The organism is Acidovorax radicis N35, assembly GCF_000204195.1.
In the GTDB taxonomy this organism is placed as follows: domain Bacteria; phylum Pseudomonadota; class Gammaproteobacteria; order Burkholderiales; family Burkholderiaceae_C; genus Acidovorax; species Acidovorax radicis.
The window spans coordinates 1-16349 of record NZ_AFBG01000026.1; the positions used below are offsets into that span (position 1 = coordinate 1).

The following is a 16349-nucleotide window of genomic DNA, read 5'->3' on the forward strand; positions in this document are numbered from 1 at the left end:
TGTCAAGGTCGGCGAAGAAATCGAAATCGTCGGTATCAAGGACACCGTCAAGACCACCTGCACCGGCGTGGAAATGTTCCGCAAGCTGCTGGACCAAGGCCAGGCTGGCGACAACGTTGGCCTGCTGCTGCGCGGCACCAAGCGCGAAGACGTGGAACGCGGCCAAGTGCTGTGCAAGCCCGGCTCGATCAAGCCCCACACCCACTTCACCGCTGAGGTGTACGTTCTGAGCAAGGACGAAGGCGGCCGTCACACGCCTTTCTTCAACAACTACCGTCCTCAGTTCTACTTCCGCACGACCGACGTCACTGGTGCCATCGAGCTGCCAGCCGACAAGGAAATGGTCATGCCTGGTGACAACGTGTCGATCACTGTGAAGCTGATCAACCCCATCGCCATGGAAGAAGGCCTGCGCTTCGCTATCCGCGAAGGTGGCCGTACCGTGGGCGCTGGCGTCGTGGCCAAGATCCTCGCGTAATCTGTTCTGAATTGCACAAGGAATCGCCATGTCCAAGCAAAAAATCCGCATCCGCCTGAAGGCGTTTGACTACAAGCTGATCGACCAGTCCGCTGCCGAGATCGTTGACACCGCCAAGCGCACCGGTGCGATCGTCAAGGGCCCCGTGCCCCTGCCGACCCGCATGAAGCGTTTTGACATCCTGCGCTCGCCACACGTCAACAAGACGTCGCGCGACCAGCTCGAAATCCGCACGCACCAGCGTCTGATGGACATCGTGGACCCAACGGACAAAACCGTTGATGCCCTGATGAAGCTCGACCTGCCCGCTGGCGTGGACGTCGAAATCAAGCTGCAGTAATGGCTGTTGAGAAGCCGGTCTGACCGGCCTCTCTGCGTCAGAAATAACGCGAACTTGCTTGAAAAGGCAGTTCGCGTTATACTTTAGGGCTTCGCTCAATTTGCGCCTGTGAAAAGGCATGAATTGAGCGAAGTTTTATTAACCTTCTTTCATGCACGCGAGTGCAAACGCTGCAGCCAATTGAAGTTGTAGCGGTGGAAGTTTTGGAGAAACAAATGAGTCTGAGCAACTCCCTCGGGTTGCTGGGTCGCAAAGTGGGCATGATGCGTCTGTTCACCGATGATGGGGACGCAGTGCCTGTCACGGTGGTGGATGTATCCAACAACCGCGTTACCCAGATCAAAACCCAAGAGAACGATGGCTACGTGGCCCTGCAGGTCACGTTCGGTTCGCGCAAAGCATCGCGCGTGACCAAGCCAGAAGCCGGCCACCTTGCCAAGGCAGGTGTGGAAGCCGGTGAAATCATCCAGGAATTCCGCGTGACCGCCGATACCGCTGCCCAGTACCAAGCTGGCGCATCGGTGGCTGTGACGTCCGTGTTCTCCGTGGGTCAAAAGGTCGACGTGCAAGGCACTTCGATCGGTAAAGGCTACGCCGGCACCATCAAGCGTCACAACATGAAGTCGCAGCGCGCGTCGCACGGTAACAGCCGTTCGCACAACGTGCCAGGCTCCATCGGTATGGCGCAAGATCCAGGTCGCGTGTTCCCCGGCAAGCGCATGACGGGCCATCTTGGTGATGTCACCAAGACCACGCAGAACCTCGATGTGATCCGCATCGACGAAGCACGTCAACTGATCTTGATCAAGGGTGCAATCCCGGGCTCCAAGGGTGGGTTCGTGACCGTGCGTCCCGCAGTCAAGGCCAAACCTTCCAAAGGAGCGAACTAATGCAGCTCGAACTCCTGAATGACCAAGGCCAAGGCGCATCCAAGCTGGATGTTCCAGAAACCGTGTTCGGTCGTGAATACAACGAAGATCTGGTTCACCAGATCGTGGTGGCCTATCAGGCCAACGCACGCCAAGGCACTCGCGCCCAGAAGGATCGCGAGCAAGTCCGTCACTCGACCAAGAAGCCTTTCAAGCAAAAGGGTACGGGTAACGCACGTGCAGGTATGACCTCGTCGCCACTGTGGCGCGGGGGCGGTCGGATTTTCCCGAACATGCCTGACGAAAACTTCACGCAAAAGATCAACAAGAAGATGTACCGCGCCGGCATGTCTGCGATCCTGTCGCAGCTCGCCCGTGAAGGCCGTCTGGCTGTGGTCGATTCGCTGAAGCTTGACTCGCCCAAGACCAAGGTCCTGGCCGACAAGTTCAAGGCGATGAATCTGCAATCGGTGATGGTGATCGCCGAGGAAGTGGACGAAAACCTGTACCTGGCTTCGCGCAATCTGGTGAACGTGCTCGTCGTCGAGCCACGCTACGCCGATCCCGTGTCGCTGGTCCGTTTCAAGAAAGTGCTCGTCACCAAGGGTGCAATCGACAAACTCAAGGAGATGTTCGCATGAGCACACTCAAGTTTGACGAAGGTCGTCTGATGCAAGTGCTGGTCGCTCCCATCGTGTCCGAAAAGGCCACCATGGTTGCTGAAAAGTCCAATGCTGTGACGTTCAAGGTGCTGCAGAACGCAACCAAGCCAGAAATCAAGGCCGCTGTGGAATTGATGTTCAAGGTTGAGGTCAAGGGCGTCTCTGTGGTGAACACCAAAGGCAAGACCAAGCGTTTTGGCAAGACCATCGGCCGCCGCGACAACGTTCGCAAGGCTTATGTCACGCTGCAGCCTGGTCAAGAGCTGAACCTCTCTGGGGAGGCCGCGTAATCATGGCTGTCATCAAGATGAAACCCACTTCGCCCGGCCAACGTGCCGTGGTGAAGGTCACGCGTGACCACCTGTACAAGGGTGAAGCGTACGCCCCCCTGCTGGAACCACAATTCCAGAAGGCCGGCCGTAACAACAACGGTCACATCACCACCCGCCACAAGGGCGGTGGCCACAAGCACCACTACCGCGTAGTGGACTTCAAGCGCAACAAGGACGGCATTCCGGCCAAGGTTGAGCGCATTGAGTACGATCCAAACCGTACGGCCCACATCGCTCTGGTGTGCTATGCCGACGGCGAGCGTCGTTACATCATCGCTCCCCGCAACCTGGAAGTGGGCGCAACCCTGCTGTCCGGTTCGGAAGCCCCGATCCGCGCTGGCAACACGCTGCCTATCCGCAACATCCCCGTGGGTTCGACCATCCACTGCATCGAGCTCAAGCCCGGTGCCGGTGCACAGATCGCTCGCTCGGCCGGTGCTTCGGCAACGCTGCTGGCCCGTGAAGGCGTCTATGCCCAGGTGCGTATGCGCTCGGGTGAAGTGCGCAAGATCCACATCGAATGCCGCGCCACCATTGGTGAAGTGGCCAACGAAGAACATAGCCTGCGCCAATTGGGCAAGGCCGGTGTGAAGCGCTGGATGGGTATTCGCCCAACGGTTCGCGGCGTTGCCATGAACCCAGTGGATCACCCTCACGGTGGTGGCGAAGGCCGCACCGGCGAAGGCCGCCATGCAGTCGATCCTTGGGGCAATCTGACCAAGGGTTATCGCACCCGTAACAACAAGCGCACACAGATCATGATCGTGTCGCGTCGCAAGAAGTAAGGGGTAACAGATGACTCGCTCTCTTAAAAAGGGTCCATTTGTTGACCATCACTTGCTGGCCAAGGTCGAAAAGGCCGTCGCCACCAAGGACAAGAAACCAGTCAAGACCTGGTCGCGTCGCTCCATGGTTCTGCCCGAGTTCATCGGTCTGACCATTGCCGTGCACAACGGCAAGCAGCACGTACCTGTCTATGTCACCGACCAGATGGTGGGCCACAAGCTGGGCGAATTCGCCCTGACGCGCACCTTCAAGGGTCACCCCGCTGACAAAAAAGCGAAGAAGTAAGGAACGACCATGTCTGAAACACGTGCAGTCCTCCGGGGCGTCCGTCTGTCGGTCGACAAGGGCCGTCTGGTCGCTGACCTGATCCGCGGCAAGAAGGTGGACCAGGCTCTGAACATCCTGAACTTCACGCAGAAAAAAGCTGCGGGAATCGTCAAGAAGGTTCTGGAGTCGGCCATCGCCAACGCCGAACACAACGATGGCGCTGACATCGACGAACTGAAGGTCAAGACCATCTACGTCGAACAAGGCACCACGCTCAAGCGCTTCACCGCGCGCGCCAAAGGCCGCGGCAACCGCATCAGCAAGCCCACGTGCCATGTGTACGTGACGGTTGGCAACTAAAGGCTCGGGAAGACTATGGGACAAAAAATCCATCCTACCGGCTTCCGCCTTGCGGTCAGCCGCAACTGGTCCAGCCGTTGGTACGCCAGCAACCGCGATTTCGCGGGCATGCTGGCCGAAGACATCAAGGTGCGTGAGTACCTGAAGGCCAAGTTGAAGAACGCGGCTGTGTCGCGCATCCTGATCGAGCGTCCTGCCAAGAACGCCCGCATCACCATTTACTCGGCACGTCCTGGTGTGGTGATCGGCAAGAAGGGTGAAGACATCGAGAACCTCAAGAAGGAACTCGCTGCTCGCCTGGGCGTGCCTGTCGCAGTGAACATCGAAGAAGTGCGCAAGCCTGAAATCGATGCCAAGCTGATTGCCGACAGCATCACGCAGCAGCTCGAAAAGCGGATCATGTTCCGCCGCGCGATGAAGCGTGCCATGCAGAACGCCATGCGTCTGGGTGCCCAAGGCATCAAGATCATGTCGTCCGGTCGTCTGAACGGTATCGAAATCGCTCGCTGCGAGTGGTACCGTGAAGGCCGCGTGCCACTTCACACGCTGCGCGCTGACATCGACTACGGCACCTCTGAAGCCAAGACCACCTATGGTGTGATCGGCGTCAAGGTCTGGGTCTACAAGGGCGATACGCTGGGTCGTAACGACCTGCCTGCCGTGGAAACCCCACGTCCAGACGAAGAACGCCGCCCACGCGGTCCTCGCCGTGATGGCCGCCCAGGTGGCGACCGTCCAGGCGCAGGCCGTGGTCCACGTCGTCCTGTCGGTGGCAACACCGCACCGGCCGACGGCAGCGACAAGCCAGTGGAAGCTGGTGGCGCTGATAACACCGCCGTTAAGCGCGTACGCAAAGTCGCCGCGCCCGCTACAGCAGCGGACGGAAAAGGAGAATAAGTATGCTGCAACCTGCTCGCCGCAAGTATCGCAAGGAGCAAAAGGGCCGTAATACCGGTGTCGCAACGCGGGGTGCCTCCGTTGCGTTCGGTGATTTCGGTCTGAAGTGCACCGATCGTGGCCGTCTGACGGCCCGCCAGATCGAAGCTGCACGCCGTGCGATTTCCCGTCACGTCAAGCGTGGCGGCCGTATCTGGATCCGCGTGTTCCCGGACAAGCCAATCTCTACCAAGCCCGCAGAAGTGCGTATGGGTAACGGTAAGGGCAACCCCGAGTACTACGTGGCCGAAATCCAGCCCGGCAAAATCGTTTTCGAGATCGTCGGTGTGCCCGAAGAACTGGCCCGTGAAGCGTTCCGCCTGGCTGCTGCCAAGCTGCCGCTGCGCACCACGTTCGTCAGCCGCCTGATCGGCGCGTAATTCAGGAGAACAAGCAATGAAGACTACTGAACTGCGCCAAAAAGACGTCGCCGGCATCGAAACCGAAATCAAGGCGCTGCAAAAGGCCCATTTCGGCCTGCGCATGCAAAAGGCTACGCAGCAATTGGGTAACACCAACACGCTGCGCACCACTCGCCGCGATATCGCCCGTGCCAAGACCATTCTTGCTGAAAAGCAAGCCGCCAAGTAAGGAGCCCACATGACGGAACCTAAAAAATCCCTCAAGCGCACCTTGGTTGGCAAGGTGGTCAGCGACAAGCGTCAAAAGACTGTGACCGTGCTGGTCGAGCGCCGTGTGAAGCACGAGCTCTACGGCAAGATCGTCGGTAAGTCGAGCAAGTACCACGCCCATGATGAAAAGGGTGAGTACAAGCTGGGCGACACGATCGAAATCACCGAGAGCCGTCCGCTCTCCAAGACCAAGAACTGGGTTGCTACCCGCTTGGTGCAAAAGGCCGGCCTGCTGTAAATCAGCACCATGCTGCCCCGGGGCCAAAACCCCGGGCGGCAAAGCCCTTCAAAACGACCCACAATGTGGGTCGTTTTGCTTTGTGGGCCACACTTTTATGGCCCTGGGCAGTTCGCTCTTCCATCCCCATTCATCCCAATTTAAGGAGATAAGCAATGATCAAAGTCGGTGACACCCTGCCAGCCAGCACACTCATGGAATATTCGGAAGTCGAGGGCGAAGGCTGCAGCATTGGCCCGAACCCCGTGCCTGTGGACAAGGCCACGGCCGGCAAGACGATTGCCCTGTTCGCGTTGCCCGGTGCCTTTACTCCGACCTGCTCGGCCAAGCATGTGCCTGGCTATGTGGAAAAGGCTGCTGAGTTCAAGGCCGCTGGTGTGGATGAGATCTGGTGCGTGAGTGTGAACGACGCCTTCGTGATGGGCGCCTGGGCACGGGACCAGAAGACCGATGGCAAGGTCCGCATGCTGGGTGACGGCGATGCCACCTTCGCCAAGGCCACCGGTCTGACGCTGGACCTCAATGGCAAAGGCCTGGGCCTGCGCAGCAACCGGTATTCGATGCTGGTGCGCGATGGCAAGGTGGTCACGCTCAACGTGGAAGCCCCGGGCAAGTTTGAAGTGAGCGACGCCGACACGCTGCTCCAGCAAGCCCAAAAGGCTTGAGTTCACCGCTACAGGCTGCGGCGAGTGGGTCCTTGCGATTGCGGGGCGCTCTGGTTTCGGCCGGTTGCCGGGGTCGCCATTGCCGTGGCGGGAGTTTGCGAAGCCGCCTGGCAACGCGATCCCGGGAAGGTTTTGAACGGGTTCTAAGCCTCGTTTGAAAATCGGATGGCGTGGGGCAGCCGCTGCAGCTTTGCGCTGCGCGTCGGCGCCAGCCATTGGCTGGCCCATTGGATCTCGCCTGCCAGCCGGGCCCGCTCGCTGATGTTCACCGGGGGCTGTTGGGCCAGCCGGTGCAGGCGGGCCTTGAGGGTGTCGAACTGGGTGCGGCTGTAGTTGGTGCGCTGGTTGACCACCAGGCCCGTCACATACTGCCGCTGGTGTGCGGGCATTACGCGGGTCTTGTCCGCGCGCAGGGTGAATCCTTCGTCTTGCGCAATGGCGGTCACCCAAGCACGAAAGTCCACCCACTGGCGGTGCAGCAGTGCCTTGGGACCCGAGAACACCAGGTCATCGGCATAGCGCGTGTAGCGCGCGCCAAAGTGCTCTGCGAGTGCGTGCAGCCGCAGGTCCAGTCCGAATGCGCACAGATTCGCCAAGGCTGGTGATGTGGGGGCGCCTTGAGGCAAATGGGGTTGCTTCGGGCGGGCACCGATGGTGTGGCGCTGCGCGATGGCCTCAGGAGGGATGGAGGTAGCTTCCAGCAACCGGTCAAGGACGGCCTGGGGAGTGCGCGTGGTGGTCAGCCGCGTCAGCAACTCGGCGGCAGGGTGGCCGTGGCCCAGTGCCCGCCATAACGCGCGCACGCGCGTGGCAGTGATGCTCGTGAAGAAATCAGCCAGATCAAACCGGATCACCACGGCCTGGTGGGTGTGAACCTGTGCATGGCTACCCACGCTGCGGCCACGCACAAAGCCATGGGCGGCCTCGTGCACAGGAACACCGGCCAGCAGGCTGTCCAGAATGCGGCGTTGCGTGCTGGCCAGGCACGGGCGGGGCGCCTCCAGCAGGCGCAGCCCGCCGCTGGGCTTGGGCAGCAAGCGATAGCGATAGTGTGAAAGGGGCAGGGCATGGCCCCCGTTCTGGCGTTCGCGCCAATGCGCATGCTCGGGCGCGAGCCACAGCAGGTCATCTAGCGAAATGGCCAGGGCCTCGGTCACGTCGGTGGCGGTCAAGAGCACCGGCGTAGTGCTGTCACGGCCCATCCATGCGGGCTGCGGGCCTGCAGCGGCAGGGCGCAGCAGCCAGTGCAACGTTTCACCGGCACGCACGTTGGCGGCCCAGGTGCGGAAAGCTCGGGCGAGTTGGGGATCAGGCCATTGGTGCACAGGCAGGGCGGGCTCGGCGTCTTCATCACCTTCGTCCGCCAGATGGTCCCAGGCATCCTGCTCTTCTGCGTCCTGGCCGCGGTTCGCCGTAAGCGCCTGCAGGGCGGAGCCGTTGCGCACCCCCGCTTTGCGCCACCAGATACCCCAGCACAGCCAGGTGGCCACGTCCTCGGGCTCCAGCCGGGCCCATTCGGGGTCGGACATGTTGGATAGGCGGCGCAGCTGCTCGGACAAAGGCTCGGGCAGTGGATCGGGGCTGTCCGCCGGGGTGGTGCGGCCACCCAGGCAGGCACCCGCGCGCGCGGACAGCGCCTGGAGGGTGTGGCGTTCCGGCTCCCGGGCATCGGCCAGCACGGCCATCGCCAGCGCCTTGGCCAGCGCGCGTGTGCGGGCTGAAATCTTCTTCACGAAGCAGCGAAGTGTAGGAGGTTGGCCCGGTGCCAACCGGCGGGTTGGGCGCGAACATCGCGCCACGGGTGGCGTGACGTTCGTGCGCCGCGATGGACGCTTTGGAAGACAACACCGTGGGGCTGCCCCACGGCTCGAACCTGATGAACAGGCTCGAAATGCTTGGCACCGGGCCACCGCAATTCTATGGTTGCTACAAAAATAATAGCTATTGGCGCAATACCGTTAAGCGCCAGACCCAAAAAACTCAAGAAATATCGACCTTGAGGTAGTGCGCGCCCGCAATGGGGTTGTGGTAGTAGGGCGGGATCTCTTCAAAGCCCAGGTCTGTGTACAGCGCGCGCGCCGACTCCATGTCGTCAAGCGTGTCGAGCAGCACACAGGCGTAACCCGCCTGGCGGGCGCGGTCGAGCATGGCCTCGGCCAGCTCGCGGCCCAGGCCGAAGCCGCGAAACGCCTTGCGTACGTACAGGCGCTTCATCTCGCTCGCATTGGGGTAGTCGGCGGCATCCAGCGGGCGCAGGGCGCAGCAGCCTGCGATGGCCCCTTCGACCTGTGCCAGCAGCAGCGCGCCGCGCGGCGAGCCGTAGTCGCCGGGCAGGCCCGCGAGTTCATTTTCAAAATCCTGAAAGCACAGGTCCACGCCGAGGGTGTCGGCGTATTCCCGGAAGATATCGCGGACCGCATCCATCTCGGCAGGCGAGGTGGGGGTCAGCAGGGTGACGGAAGGCTTGTCCAAAGCGCAGCAGTGAAAAACGGCGGAAAGCGCAGTGTAGCCAGTCCGGCTAGAACCCGGCAGCGGCCGTCCCCAGCGACGATACCCACCAGGCTAGCGCGGCACTCAGGGCCAGCACCACCAGGGCCACGGCGCGGCTGGCCAGATCGTCGCGGGATGGCGCGGCCGGCGCGGGCAGCACCTTGTCGCCCTGCAGCATGGGCCTGACGAGCCGCTGGCGGCGCACCAGCACATAGAAAGCGATGGCGAGCAGGTGCAAGGCGACCAGCCCCAGCACCATGTACTGGCCAATTTCCTTGTGATAGCCCGTGGCCTGGCCGACCACCGCGTTCGAGACGAAACGCGTGAGCGGGCCCGCGAACGCGATCTCGTCATCACTGAGCAGCCCGGTGCCCACCTGGGCCATCAGCACGGCCAGCAGAGCGAAGACCGACAGGGCGCCCAGCGGGCTGTGGCCAATGCTGTCCTCGGCGTGGGCCGAGCCCCGCAGATACCGCAATACCCGAACGGGCGAATACAGAAAGCTCGCGAAACGCGACCAGCGCCCGCCAATCAGGCCCCAGACAATGCGGAACACCAGCAGCGCCAACACACCGTACCCCAGCCGGAAATGCCATTCCATGGCGTTGCCACCCACCTTGGCGGTAACGACCAGGGCCACGATGCTGGCGGCCAGGGCCCAATGGAAGATACGGGTGGGAAGGTCCCAGATGCGGGTGGTGTGCTGCTGCGTCATGGTGGTGGGGGCCGGGGGTATGGAAGGGCAGATGGCCGCATTGTGAAGGAGGCTGGGTAAACCCGAAAGGGTGCCGCCGCTGCGAAATTGGCGGTAAACCGGCATACTCCCTGCGGGTCAAAAGGTTTTTGTCCACCCCACGAAAAAAGGAAACTCCCCATGAAAGCACTTGCCGCGTTTGTCCTTGCCGCCGCCACGCTGACCTTGTCCGCACCGGCCTCCGCCCAGTTCGCCAAGGCGGAAGACGCCATCAAATACCGCCAGAGCGCGTTGTTCGTGATGGGCCAGCATTTCGGGCGACTCGGGGCCATGGCCAATGGGCGCATCCCCTTTGACGCCAAGGCGGCACAAGAAAACGCAGACGTGGTGGCCCAGATGGCCAAGTTGCCTTGGGCGGGCTTCGGCGCCGGCACCGACAAGGGCGCGCCCACCAAGGCGCTGCCCGAAATCTGGACCGAACAGGCCAAGTTCAAGGAACATTCCGACAAGCTCGAAGCCGAATCGGTCAAGCTGGCCGCCGCCGCCAAGACGGGCAGCCTGGACAACCTCAAGACGGCCTTTGGCGCCGCCGCAGGCACCTGCAAAGCCTGCCACGACAACTACCGCGCGAAATAGGGTACATCCCCCTGAGCGGCTGCGCCGCTTCTCCCTTCTCTCTGCGCTACGCGCTCCGGGAAGGGGGACGACGCCAGCGCACGCAAGCGAAGCGCCGCCCACGCGGCTTGGCGGCCCATGCACGGCGTCCGCTGGTCTGGGCAGCGCCAGTTGCAGATGCCATTTTCAATATTGATAGCTGCTGGCGTTTGCTGCATAAGCGGAAAAGGCCGATTTCATGAGAAATCGGCCTTTTGTCTTTGGAAGGACTGAGGGGGATGCGGCTCAGGTCTCGGCCAGCAGTTTCTCGATGAGCTGGTGCAGCTCGGGGAAGTTGGGTGCGCCCACATAGGTCTTCACGATCTCGCCGCGCTTGTTCACGATGAAGGTCGAGGGTGTGAGCCGCACATCGCCCCAGGCCTGGGCCACCTTGCCGGTGTTGTCGATGGCCACCTGGAAGGGCAGCTTGCGGGTTTCGGCAAAGTTCACCACGTAGCTGGGTGGGTCGTAGCTCATGGCGACGGCCAGGGTGTCGAAGCCTTTGCCGTGGTACTTGTTGTAAGTGGCCACGATCTCGGGCATTTCGGCCACGCAGGTGGTGCAGCTGGTGGCCCAGAAATTCACCAGCGTGACCTTGCCGTGCAGATCGGCCGTGGATTTGCTGGAGCCGTCCAGCAGCACAAAGGTGGATTCCGGTGCCGCAGAGCGGCCCGTATCCAGGTACACATAGGCGCCCACGGCCGCAAACGCTGCCACTGCCACACCTGCCGCCCAATGTTTGATCGCCATGACTTCCTATCCATCCAGAACTGTGGGCCGGGCCCCCGCCGGCAAGGGCCGGACACCGCACCGAAACCCGGCTGTAGCCGAGGCCTCGATTGTCGCAGCATGGTGGATTCCCGTGGCGCGCAAAAGTTCGGGCCAAAACGACTGGACCGCCACCGCACGCGGCTGTGCCGATAATCGACCAATGAACCGAACTCCGACCCGGGCTGCGGCCCTGCCGCCCGTGCTGTTGGTGATGTGGCTGGCAGGCTGCAGCCCCGCGCTGAACTGGCGCAGCGTGCCACTGCCCGAGGCCTCCATCACCGTCACGTTGCCCTGCAAGCCCGACCAGGCCGTGCGCGTGGTGGAACTGGCGGGGTCACCTGTCGAGCTGGCCATGGCGGGCTGCGATGCCGATGGCGCCACTTTTGCGGTATCGCACGCGGCGCTCCCCGATCCGGCCCTGGCGGGCGCTGCGCTCACCCACTGGCGTGCGGCTGCCATCGCCAACCTCGGCAACGGTGCGGCGGCCAGCGCGGTCGATGTGCCATATGCGCCGCCCGGCGTGTTGCCCTTGCCGCAGTCCGTGCGTACGGTGGTGCAGGGCCAGCGCGCGGATGGCGGCGCGGTGGTCGCCCAGGGCGTGTGGTTTGCACGCACCGTGGGGCCACAAATGCGGCTGTACCACGCGGTGGTCTACACCAGCAAGCCTCGGCCCGAGGTGGCTGACCAGTTCTTTGCCGGGATCACGCTCCAATGACTGGCCACAGCGTGTTGCCGCGGCGCGCCGCAGTCATCGTCTTCCTGGCCTTCGCCTTCGCCTACTTCCTGTCGGCCCTGGTGCGGGCCGTCACGGCCACCCTGGCGCCCACGCTGTCGCAGGAGTTTTCGCTGCACGCCAGCGACCTGGGGCTGTTGGCTGGGGGGTACTTCCTGGGCTTTGCCGCTACGCAGTTGCCGCTGGGCACCTGGCTGGACCGGCATGGCCCCCGGAAGGTAGCGCTGGGATTTTTGGGCGTGGCCGTGGTGGGCAGCCTGGTGTTCTCGGTGGCCACGGGATTTTCGGGCCTGCTGGCCGGGCGCGTGCTGTGTGGCGCCGGGGTCAGCGCCTGCCTGATGGCGCCGCTCACCGGTTATCGGCGCTGGTTCGAGCCCACCACGCAAATGCGCGCCAACTCCTGGATGCTCATGACGGGCTCGCTGGGCATGGTGGCGTCCACGCTGCCGGTGCAGTGGGCCTTGCCGCTGGTGGGTTGGAGGCCCCTGTTCTGGGGGTTGGCGGCGCTGATCGCGCTGTCGATGGTCGTGATTGCGGTCTGGGTGCCGGGCTGGGCTGCGGCCACCCCGGGTGCGCATGTTGCCAAGCCTGAATCGGGCAACAGTGCCGCAGTGCCCCAGGGCTACGCGATGGTGTGGCGCCACCCCTATTTCCAGCGCCTGGCTCCCTTGGGGTTCTTTGTGTACGGCGGCATGGTCGCCATGCAGACGCTGTGGGCTGGCCCATGGATGCAGCGGGTGGCGGGCTACACGCCGCTGGAGGCCGCGACGGGGTTGTTCTGGATCAACGTGTCCATGCTCTGCACGTTCTGGACCTGGGGCATGGTCAACCCCTGGCTGCTGCGCAAGGGGCTGGGGGCGGACCGGCTGATGGCTGCGGGCCTGCCGCTGTGCCTGGTGGTGCTGGTGGGCATCCTGTTCGCGGGGCCGCAGGCAGGGGGCGGGGCCTGGGCGCTGTTCTGTGTGTCGTGCACGTTTGTGTCGCTGTCGCAGCCTGCGGTGGCCATGGCGTTCCCGCAGGCGCTCGCCGGGCGTGCGTTGTCGGCCTACAACCTGGTGATTTTTGCGGGTGTGTTTGTGGTGCAGTGGGGCATTGGGCTGGGGGTGGACGCCTTTGCCGCTGCGGGCCTGTCTACCGTACGGTCCTTTCAGGCGGCCATGGCGGTGTACCTGGCGTGCAACGCAGGCGCCTACGCTTGGTTCCTGCTGCAGGGGCGGCGCCATAATGTGCTGCAAACCACCGCGCCATGAGCACCACCAGCATCCTCATCATTGCCCACGCCCCGTTGGCCCATGCACTGCGCGAATGTGCGCTGCATGTGTTTCCCGACTGCGGCGACAGCGTGGCCGCCCTCGACGTGCAGCCCAACCAGCCGCCCGAAGAATCGTTGGCGCAGGCCCGCATCATGCTGCACCAGCTGGGCGCAGATTCCACCCTGGTGCTCACCGACGTTTTCGGTGCCACCCCGTGCAACGTGGCGCAGCGCGTGATCGAGAACGTGCGCTCGCGCCTGGTGACGGGTGCCAACCTGCCCATGCTGCTGCGCGCCGTGAGCTACCGCCACGAACCCCTTGATTCAGTGGTCACCCGCGCCGTGGTGGGGGGCACCCAGGGCGTCATGCAGGTGGCCATCTCCGCACCGCAGAACCAGAACACCCGCAACCGACATGATCAAGACCCGTACGACCATCAGCAATAAATTGGGCCTGCACGCCCGTGCCTCGGCCAAGCTGACCAAGCTGGCCGGCAGTTTCCCGTGTGACGTTTTCATGAGCCGTGGCGACCGCCGCATCAACGCCAAAAGCATCATGGGCGTGATGATGCTGGCTGCTGGCATGGGCACTGAGGTGGAGATCGAAACCAACGGGGATCGCGAGCAAGAGGCCATGGATGGGCTCCTGGCCCTGATTGCCGACAAATTTGGTGAGGGTGAATGACTTTCTCCGTCCACGGTCTCGCAGTCGCTCGCGGCATTGCCATCGGCCGTGCCGTGCTGGTGGCGTCCAGCCGGGTGGACGTGGCGCATTATTTTGTGAAGCCCGAGCAGGTCGAGGGCGAGATCGAGCGGGTGCGCAATGGCCGCAATGCCGTGGTCGAAGAGCTGCAGCGCCTGCAGACCGACATGCCGGCCGATGCGCCGCATGAACTCACCGCGCTCCTCGATGTGCACCTGATGCTGCTGCAGGACGAGGCCCTCACGGGTGGCGTCAAGCACTGGATCACCGAGCGCCTGTACAACGCCGAATGGGCGCTGACCACGCAGCTCGAAGTCATTGCGCGCCAGTTCGACGAGATGGAGGACGAGTACCTGCGCGAGCGCAAGGCGGACCTGGAACAGGTGGTCGAACGCATCCTGCGCTACATGAAGGGCGTGGCCGGCCCTGTGGCGCCGCCGGTCAGCAGCCCGCGCCGCCACAAGCAACTGGGCCTGCAGCAAGACCTGCTGCTCGACGACACCGTGGACGTGCCCTTGGTGCTGGTGGCGCACGACCTTTCGCCTGCCGACATGCTGCAGTTCAAGCAAAGCGTGTTTGCCGGTTTTGTGACCGATGTGGGTGGCAAGACCAGCCACACCGCCATCGTTGCGCGCAGCATGGACATCCCCGCCGTGGTGGGGGCACGTGCCGCGAGCCAGCTGGTGCGGCAGGACGACTGGGTCATCATCGACGGCGATGCGGGCGTGGTCATCGTCGATCCGTCGCCCATCATCCTGGCCGAATACGGCTTTCGCCAGCGCCAGGTGGAGCTGGAGCGCGAACGGCTGGCGCGGTTGCGCCACACCCCCGCCATCACCATCGACGGCCACAAGATCGAGCTGCTGGCCAACATCGAGCAGCCAGGTGACGCAGCCACCGCCGTGCGCGCCGGGGCCGTGGGCGTGGGGCTGTTCCGCAGCGAATTCCTGTTCATGGGCAAGACCGGCAACCTGCCGGGGGAAGACGAACAGTACCGCGCCTACTGCGAGGCCATCGACGGCATGCAAGGCCTGCCCGTCACCATCCGCACCATCGACGTGGGTGCTGACAAGCCGCTGGACCACAAGAGCCACAAGGACAATTACCTGAACCCCGCGCTGGGCCTGCGCGCCATCCGCTGGAGCCTGGCCGACCCGGCCATGTTCCGCACCCAGCTGCGCGCCGTGCTGCGTGCGGCGGCCCATGGCAAGGTGAACCTGCTGTTTCCCATGCTGGCGCACACCCACGAGATCCAGCAGACGCTGGCGCAGGTTGATCTGGCCCGGGGCGAGCTGGACGCGCGTGGCGAGCCCTACGGCCCGGTGCAACTGGGCGCCATGATCGAGGTGCCCGCCGCCGCGCTCATGGTGCGCACCTTCCTCAAGTATTTCGATTTCCTCTCGATCGGCACCAACGACCTGATCCAGTACACGCTGGCCATCGACCGTGCCGACGAGGCCGTGGCCCACCTGTACGACCCGCTGCATCCCGCGGTGTTGCGCCTGGTGGGCGATGTGATCGCCGAGGGCGAGCGCCAGGGCAAGAGCGTGTGTGTGTGTGGTGAGACGGCGGGCGACGTGACCATGACGCGCCTGCTGCTGGGCCTGGGCCTGCGCAGTTTTTCGATGCACCCCGCGCAGATCCTGGCCGTCAAGCAGGAGGTGCTGCGCGCCGACACCCGCAAGCTCGCGCCTTGGGCGCAGCAGGTGCTGGAAGGCGACGAGCCTGCGGCGCTGCTGGCGTCTTGATCACGGTTTTGCTACTGAATTGATAGCTTTCTACGCATGTGGATAGAGCGCTAAGCCTCAATTTTTCGTGACATCGGCGCCCGGGGCAGTAGCCACCACGGGCCGTTCGAGCGCCAACACACTCCAGTGCACATCGGCGCGGCCCTGCGTGTCCTCGCGGCGGCCGCTGTAGACCTCGGCGAGCCCGTGGCGCGCCCCTTGTTCTGCCGTGGCCTGCGCGGACACATCAAACATGCGGCGCCCCTCGGGCACTGGCCCGTGGCGCAGCGACATCACCACGCGCCCACCGGGAGCGACCAGTGCCGCCACGCAGCGCATCGCGGTCTCGCGCTCCTGGGCATCCAGGTGCATCCACACAGCGGTCAGCAGCACCAGGTCAAACGGGCGATGGCTGCCGCGCAGCACGGCAAGCGCCGGCAGGTGGTCGTCGATCCATTCAACCGGCAGCGCGGCGTGAATCTGCTGGCCGTGCTGCCGCAGCGCGGCGGTAGGCTCCACAGCCACCACCTGATGGCCGGCGCGGGCCAGCGCTGCCGCATCCCGTCCCGAGCCTGCACCGATGTCCAGCACCCGGCTGGGCCGCTGCGGAAACAGGTGGAGCACGTCGCGGTGCACATCGGCGAACGCAATGTTTTCGTACTGCGCGACCAGTGCGGCGGCGTTGGGTCCATACCCCGCAGTGCCGGGAACGAGGGGTGTCGTGGTGGTGGTCATGGCGCGAGGCAGTCTGGTGATGCAG

The 16349-nt window shown here is 63.5% G+C and carries 24 protein-coding genes; 19 read left to right on the forward strand and 5 right to left on the reverse strand.

Annotation, left to right across the window (positions count from 1 at the left end):
* The 13 genes from ARADN35_RS0125090 to ARADN35_RS0125150 form a co-directional block, all read left to right on the forward strand.
* On the forward strand, positions 1–478 hold a 478-nt coding region (locus ARADN35_RS0125090; RefSeq protein WP_010467155.1), incomplete at its 5' end, for an EF-Tu C-terminal domain-related protein.
* Between the two features lie 28 nt (positions 479–506).
* Positions 507–818 carry a 30S ribosomal protein S10 gene (rpsJ, locus tag ARADN35_RS0125095; protein WP_005796953.1) on the forward strand — a complete coding sequence of 104 codons (312 nt, stop codon included), beginning with the start codon at positions 507–509 and terminating at the stop codon, positions 816–818.
* 215 nt (positions 819–1033) lie between these two features.
* Positions 1034–1708, forward strand: coding sequence for a 50S ribosomal protein L3 (rplC, locus tag ARADN35_RS0125100; RefSeq protein ID WP_010467169.1), 675 nt, complete (start codon positions 1034–1036; stop codon positions 1706–1708).
* A complete protein-coding gene (rplD, locus tag ARADN35_RS0125105; RefSeq protein ID WP_010467171.1) occupies positions 1708–2328 on the forward strand; it encodes a 50S ribosomal protein L4 in 621 nt (206 codons plus the stop codon). Before rplC ends, rplD begins: the two co-directional genes overlap by 1 nt.
* On the forward strand, positions 2325–2639 hold the full coding sequence (rplW, locus tag ARADN35_RS0125110) for a 50S ribosomal protein L23 (protein ID WP_010467173.1): 315 nt from the start codon (positions 2325–2327) through the stop codon (positions 2637–2639). The genes rplD and rplW overlap by 4 nt, the downstream gene beginning before the upstream one ends.
* 2 nt (positions 2640–2641) lie before the next feature.
* Positions 2642–3466: a 50S ribosomal protein L2 gene (gene rplB, locus ARADN35_RS0125115; protein WP_010467175.1), complete on the forward strand. Its 825-nt coding sequence runs from the start codon at positions 2642–2644 to the stop codon at positions 3464–3466.
* A gap of 10 nt (positions 3467–3476) precedes the next feature.
* Positions 3477–3752: a 30S ribosomal protein S19 gene (rpsS, locus tag ARADN35_RS0125120; protein WP_010467177.1), complete on the forward strand. Its 276-nt coding sequence runs from the start codon at positions 3477–3479 to the stop codon at positions 3750–3752.
* Positions 3753–3761: 9 nt separating this feature from the next.
* The gene (rplV, locus tag ARADN35_RS0125125; protein ID WP_007847806.1) at positions 3762–4094 is read left to right on the forward strand and encodes a 50S ribosomal protein L22; all 333 of its coding nucleotides are present in this window, start codon (positions 3762–3764) and stop codon (positions 4092–4094) included.
* Positions 4095–4109: 15 nt separating this feature from the next.
* A complete protein-coding gene (gene rpsC, locus ARADN35_RS0125130; protein ID WP_010467178.1) occupies positions 4110–4991 on the forward strand; it encodes a 30S ribosomal protein S3 in 882 nt (293 codons plus the stop codon).
* A 2-nt stretch (positions 4992–4993) separates the two neighbouring features.
* Positions 4994–5410, forward strand: coding sequence for a 50S ribosomal protein L16 (rplP, locus tag ARADN35_RS0125135; protein ID WP_010467180.1), 417 nt, complete (start codon positions 4994–4996; stop codon positions 5408–5410).
* A gap of 16 nt (positions 5411–5426) precedes the next feature.
* Complete coding sequence (gene rpmC, locus ARADN35_RS0125140) at positions 5427–5621, forward strand: 50S ribosomal protein L29 (protein WP_010467182.1); 195 nt, start codon at positions 5427–5429, stop codon at positions 5619–5621.
* A 9-nt stretch (positions 5622–5630) separates the two neighbouring features.
* Positions 5631–5900 (forward strand): 30S ribosomal protein S17, encoded by a 270-nt coding sequence (gene rpsQ / locus ARADN35_RS0125145; protein WP_010467186.1) that lies wholly within the window; start codon positions 5631–5633, stop codon positions 5898–5900.
* A 155-nt stretch (positions 5901–6055) separates the two neighbouring features.
* Positions 6056–6565, forward strand: a complete 510-nt coding sequence (locus ARADN35_RS0125150; RefSeq protein ID WP_010467187.1) for a peroxiredoxin — start codon at positions 6056–6058, stop codon at positions 6563–6565.
* A gap of 143 nt (positions 6566–6708) precedes the next feature.
* Here the strand turns inward: ARADN35_RS0125150 and ARADN35_RS0125155 are convergent, their stop codons facing one another.
* The 3 genes from ARADN35_RS0125155 to ARADN35_RS0125165 all read right to left on the reverse strand — a co-directional run bounded on the left by ARADN35_RS0125155 (position 6709) and on the right by ARADN35_RS0125165 (position 9770).
* The gene (locus tag ARADN35_RS0125155; protein WP_010467189.1) at positions 6709–8298 is read right to left on the reverse strand and encodes a reverse transcriptase family protein; all 1590 of its coding nucleotides are present in this window, start codon (positions 8296–8298) and stop codon (positions 6709–6711) included.
* A gap of 247 nt (positions 8299–8545) precedes the next feature.
* Positions 8546–9037, reverse strand: coding sequence for a GNAT family N-acetyltransferase (locus tag ARADN35_RS0125160; RefSeq protein WP_010467191.1), 492 nt, complete (start codon positions 9035–9037; stop codon positions 8546–8548).
* Positions 9038–9083: 46 nt separating this feature from the next.
* The gene (locus ARADN35_RS0125165; protein ID WP_010467193.1) at positions 9084–9770 is read right to left on the reverse strand and encodes a cytochrome b/b6 domain-containing protein; all 687 of its coding nucleotides are present in this window, start codon (positions 9768–9770) and stop codon (positions 9084–9086) included.
* Between the two features lie 159 nt (positions 9771–9929).
* Between ARADN35_RS0125165 and ARADN35_RS0125170 the strand changes: the two genes are divergently transcribed.
* Positions 9930–10385 (forward strand): c-type cytochrome, encoded by a 456-nt coding sequence (locus ARADN35_RS0125170; RefSeq protein WP_010467195.1) that lies wholly within the window; start codon positions 9930–9932, stop codon positions 10383–10385.
* A gap of 264 nt (positions 10386–10649) precedes the next feature.
* Here the strand turns inward: ARADN35_RS0125170 and ARADN35_RS0125175 are convergent, their stop codons facing one another.
* A complete protein-coding gene (locus ARADN35_RS0125175) occupies positions 10650–11153 on the reverse strand; it encodes a TlpA disulfide reductase family protein (protein WP_010467197.1) in 504 nt (167 codons plus the stop codon).
* A 181-nt stretch (positions 11154–11334) separates the two neighbouring features.
* Between ARADN35_RS0125175 and ARADN35_RS0125180 the strand changes: the two genes are divergently transcribed.
* The 5 genes from ARADN35_RS0125180 to ptsP are packed head-to-tail and all read left to right on the forward strand — an operon-like array spanning position 11335 to position 15610.
* A complete protein-coding gene (locus ARADN35_RS0125180; protein ID WP_029414399.1) occupies positions 11335–11889 on the forward strand; it encodes a hypothetical protein in 555 nt (184 codons plus the stop codon).
* Positions 11886–13157 carry an MFS transporter gene (locus ARADN35_RS26805; protein WP_010467201.1) on the forward strand — a complete coding sequence of 424 codons (1272 nt, stop codon included), beginning with the start codon at positions 11886–11888 and terminating at the stop codon, positions 13155–13157. The genes ARADN35_RS0125180 and ARADN35_RS26805 overlap by 4 nt, the downstream gene beginning before the upstream one ends.
* The gene (locus tag ARADN35_RS0125190) at positions 13154–13606 is read left to right on the forward strand and encodes a PTS sugar transporter subunit IIA (RefSeq protein ID WP_010467203.1); all 453 of its coding nucleotides are present in this window, start codon (positions 13154–13156) and stop codon (positions 13604–13606) included. The genes ARADN35_RS26805 and ARADN35_RS0125190 overlap by 4 nt, the downstream gene beginning before the upstream one ends.
* Positions 13575–13844 (forward strand): HPr family phosphocarrier protein, encoded by a 270-nt coding sequence (locus tag ARADN35_RS0125195; RefSeq protein ID WP_010467204.1) that lies wholly within the window; start codon positions 13575–13577, stop codon positions 13842–13844. Before ARADN35_RS0125190 ends, ARADN35_RS0125195 begins: the two co-directional genes overlap by 32 nt.
* On the forward strand, positions 13841–15610 hold the full coding sequence (gene ptsP, locus ARADN35_RS0125200) for a phosphoenolpyruvate--protein phosphotransferase (protein ID WP_010467205.1): 1770 nt from the start codon (positions 13841–13843) through the stop codon (positions 15608–15610). The genes ARADN35_RS0125195 and ptsP overlap by 4 nt, the downstream gene beginning before the upstream one ends.
* A gap of 57 nt (positions 15611–15667) precedes the next feature.
* Here ptsP and ARADN35_RS0125205 read toward each other — a convergent pair whose 3' ends face one another.
* Entirely contained in the window at positions 15668–16324 is a 657-nt protein-coding gene (locus ARADN35_RS0125205) for a class I SAM-dependent methyltransferase (protein WP_010467206.1), read from the reverse strand.
* Positions 16325–16349: the final 25 nt, after the last annotated feature.

What these genes read in the sequence shown, in the direction of transcription:
- rpsJ (WP_005796953.1), top strand. Translation starts at nt 507, where the DNA reads ATGTCCAAGCAAAAAATCCGCATCCGCCTGAAGGCGTTTGACTACAAG.
- rplC (WP_010467169.1), top strand. Translation starts at nt 1,034, where the DNA reads ATGAGTCTGAGCAACTCCCTCGGGTTGCTGGGTCGCAAAGTGGGCATG.
- rplD (WP_010467171.1), top strand. Translation starts at nt 1,708, where the DNA reads ATGCAGCTCGAACTCCTGAATGACCAAGGCCAAGGCGCATCCAAGCTG.
- rplW (WP_010467173.1), top strand. Translation starts at nt 2,325, where the DNA reads ATGAGCACACTCAAGTTTGACGAAGGTCGTCTGATGCAAGTGCTGGTC.
- rplB (WP_010467175.1), top strand. Translation starts at nt 2,642, where the DNA reads ATGGCTGTCATCAAGATGAAACCCACTTCGCCCGGCCAACGTGCCGTG.
- rpsS (WP_010467177.1), top strand. Translation starts at nt 3,477, where the DNA reads ATGACTCGCTCTCTTAAAAAGGGTCCATTTGTTGACCATCACTTGCTG.
- rplV (WP_007847806.1), top strand. Translation starts at nt 3,762, where the DNA reads ATGTCTGAAACACGTGCAGTCCTCCGGGGCGTCCGTCTGTCGGTCGAC.
- rpsC (WP_010467178.1), top strand. Translation starts at nt 4,110, where the DNA reads ATGGGACAAAAAATCCATCCTACCGGCTTCCGCCTTGCGGTCAGCCGC.
- rplP (WP_010467180.1), top strand. Translation starts at nt 4,994, where the DNA reads ATGCTGCAACCTGCTCGCCGCAAGTATCGCAAGGAGCAAAAGGGCCGT.
- rpmC (WP_010467182.1), top strand. Translation starts at nt 5,427, where the DNA reads ATGAAGACTACTGAACTGCGCCAAAAAGACGTCGCCGGCATCGAAACC.
- rpsQ (WP_010467186.1), top strand. Translation starts at nt 5,631, where the DNA reads ATGACGGAACCTAAAAAATCCCTCAAGCGCACCTTGGTTGGCAAGGTG.
- ARADN35_RS0125150 (WP_010467187.1), top strand. Translation starts at nt 6,056, where the DNA reads ATGATCAAAGTCGGTGACACCCTGCCAGCCAGCACACTCATGGAATAT.
- ARADN35_RS0125165 (WP_010467193.1), bottom strand. Translation starts at nt 9,770, where the DNA reads ATGACGCAGCAGCACACCACCCGCATCTGGGACCTTCCCACCCGTATC.
- ARADN35_RS0125170 (WP_010467195.1), top strand. Translation starts at nt 9,930, where the DNA reads ATGAAAGCACTTGCCGCGTTTGTCCTTGCCGCCGCCACGCTGACCTTG.
- ARADN35_RS0125175 (WP_010467197.1), bottom strand. Translation starts at nt 11,153, where the DNA reads ATGGCGATCAAACATTGGGCGGCAGGTGTGGCAGTGGCAGCGTTTGCG.
- ARADN35_RS0125180 (WP_029414399.1), top strand. Translation starts at nt 11,335, where the DNA reads ATGAACCGAACTCCGACCCGGGCTGCGGCCCTGCCGCCCGTGCTGTTG.
- ARADN35_RS26805 (WP_010467201.1), top strand. Translation starts at nt 11,886, where the DNA reads ATGACTGGCCACAGCGTGTTGCCGCGGCGCGCCGCAGTCATCGTCTTC.
- ARADN35_RS0125190 (WP_010467203.1), top strand. Translation starts at nt 13,154, where the DNA reads ATGAGCACCACCAGCATCCTCATCATTGCCCACGCCCCGTTGGCCCAT.
- ARADN35_RS0125195 (WP_010467204.1), top strand. Translation starts at nt 13,575, where the DNA reads ATGATCAAGACCCGTACGACCATCAGCAATAAATTGGGCCTGCACGCC.
- ptsP (WP_010467205.1), top strand. Translation starts at nt 13,841, where the DNA reads ATGACTTTCTCCGTCCACGGTCTCGCAGTCGCTCGCGGCATTGCCATC.
- ARADN35_RS0125205 (WP_010467206.1), bottom strand. Translation starts at nt 16,324, where the DNA reads ATGACCACCACCACGACACCCCTCGTTCCCGGCACTGCGGGGTATGGA.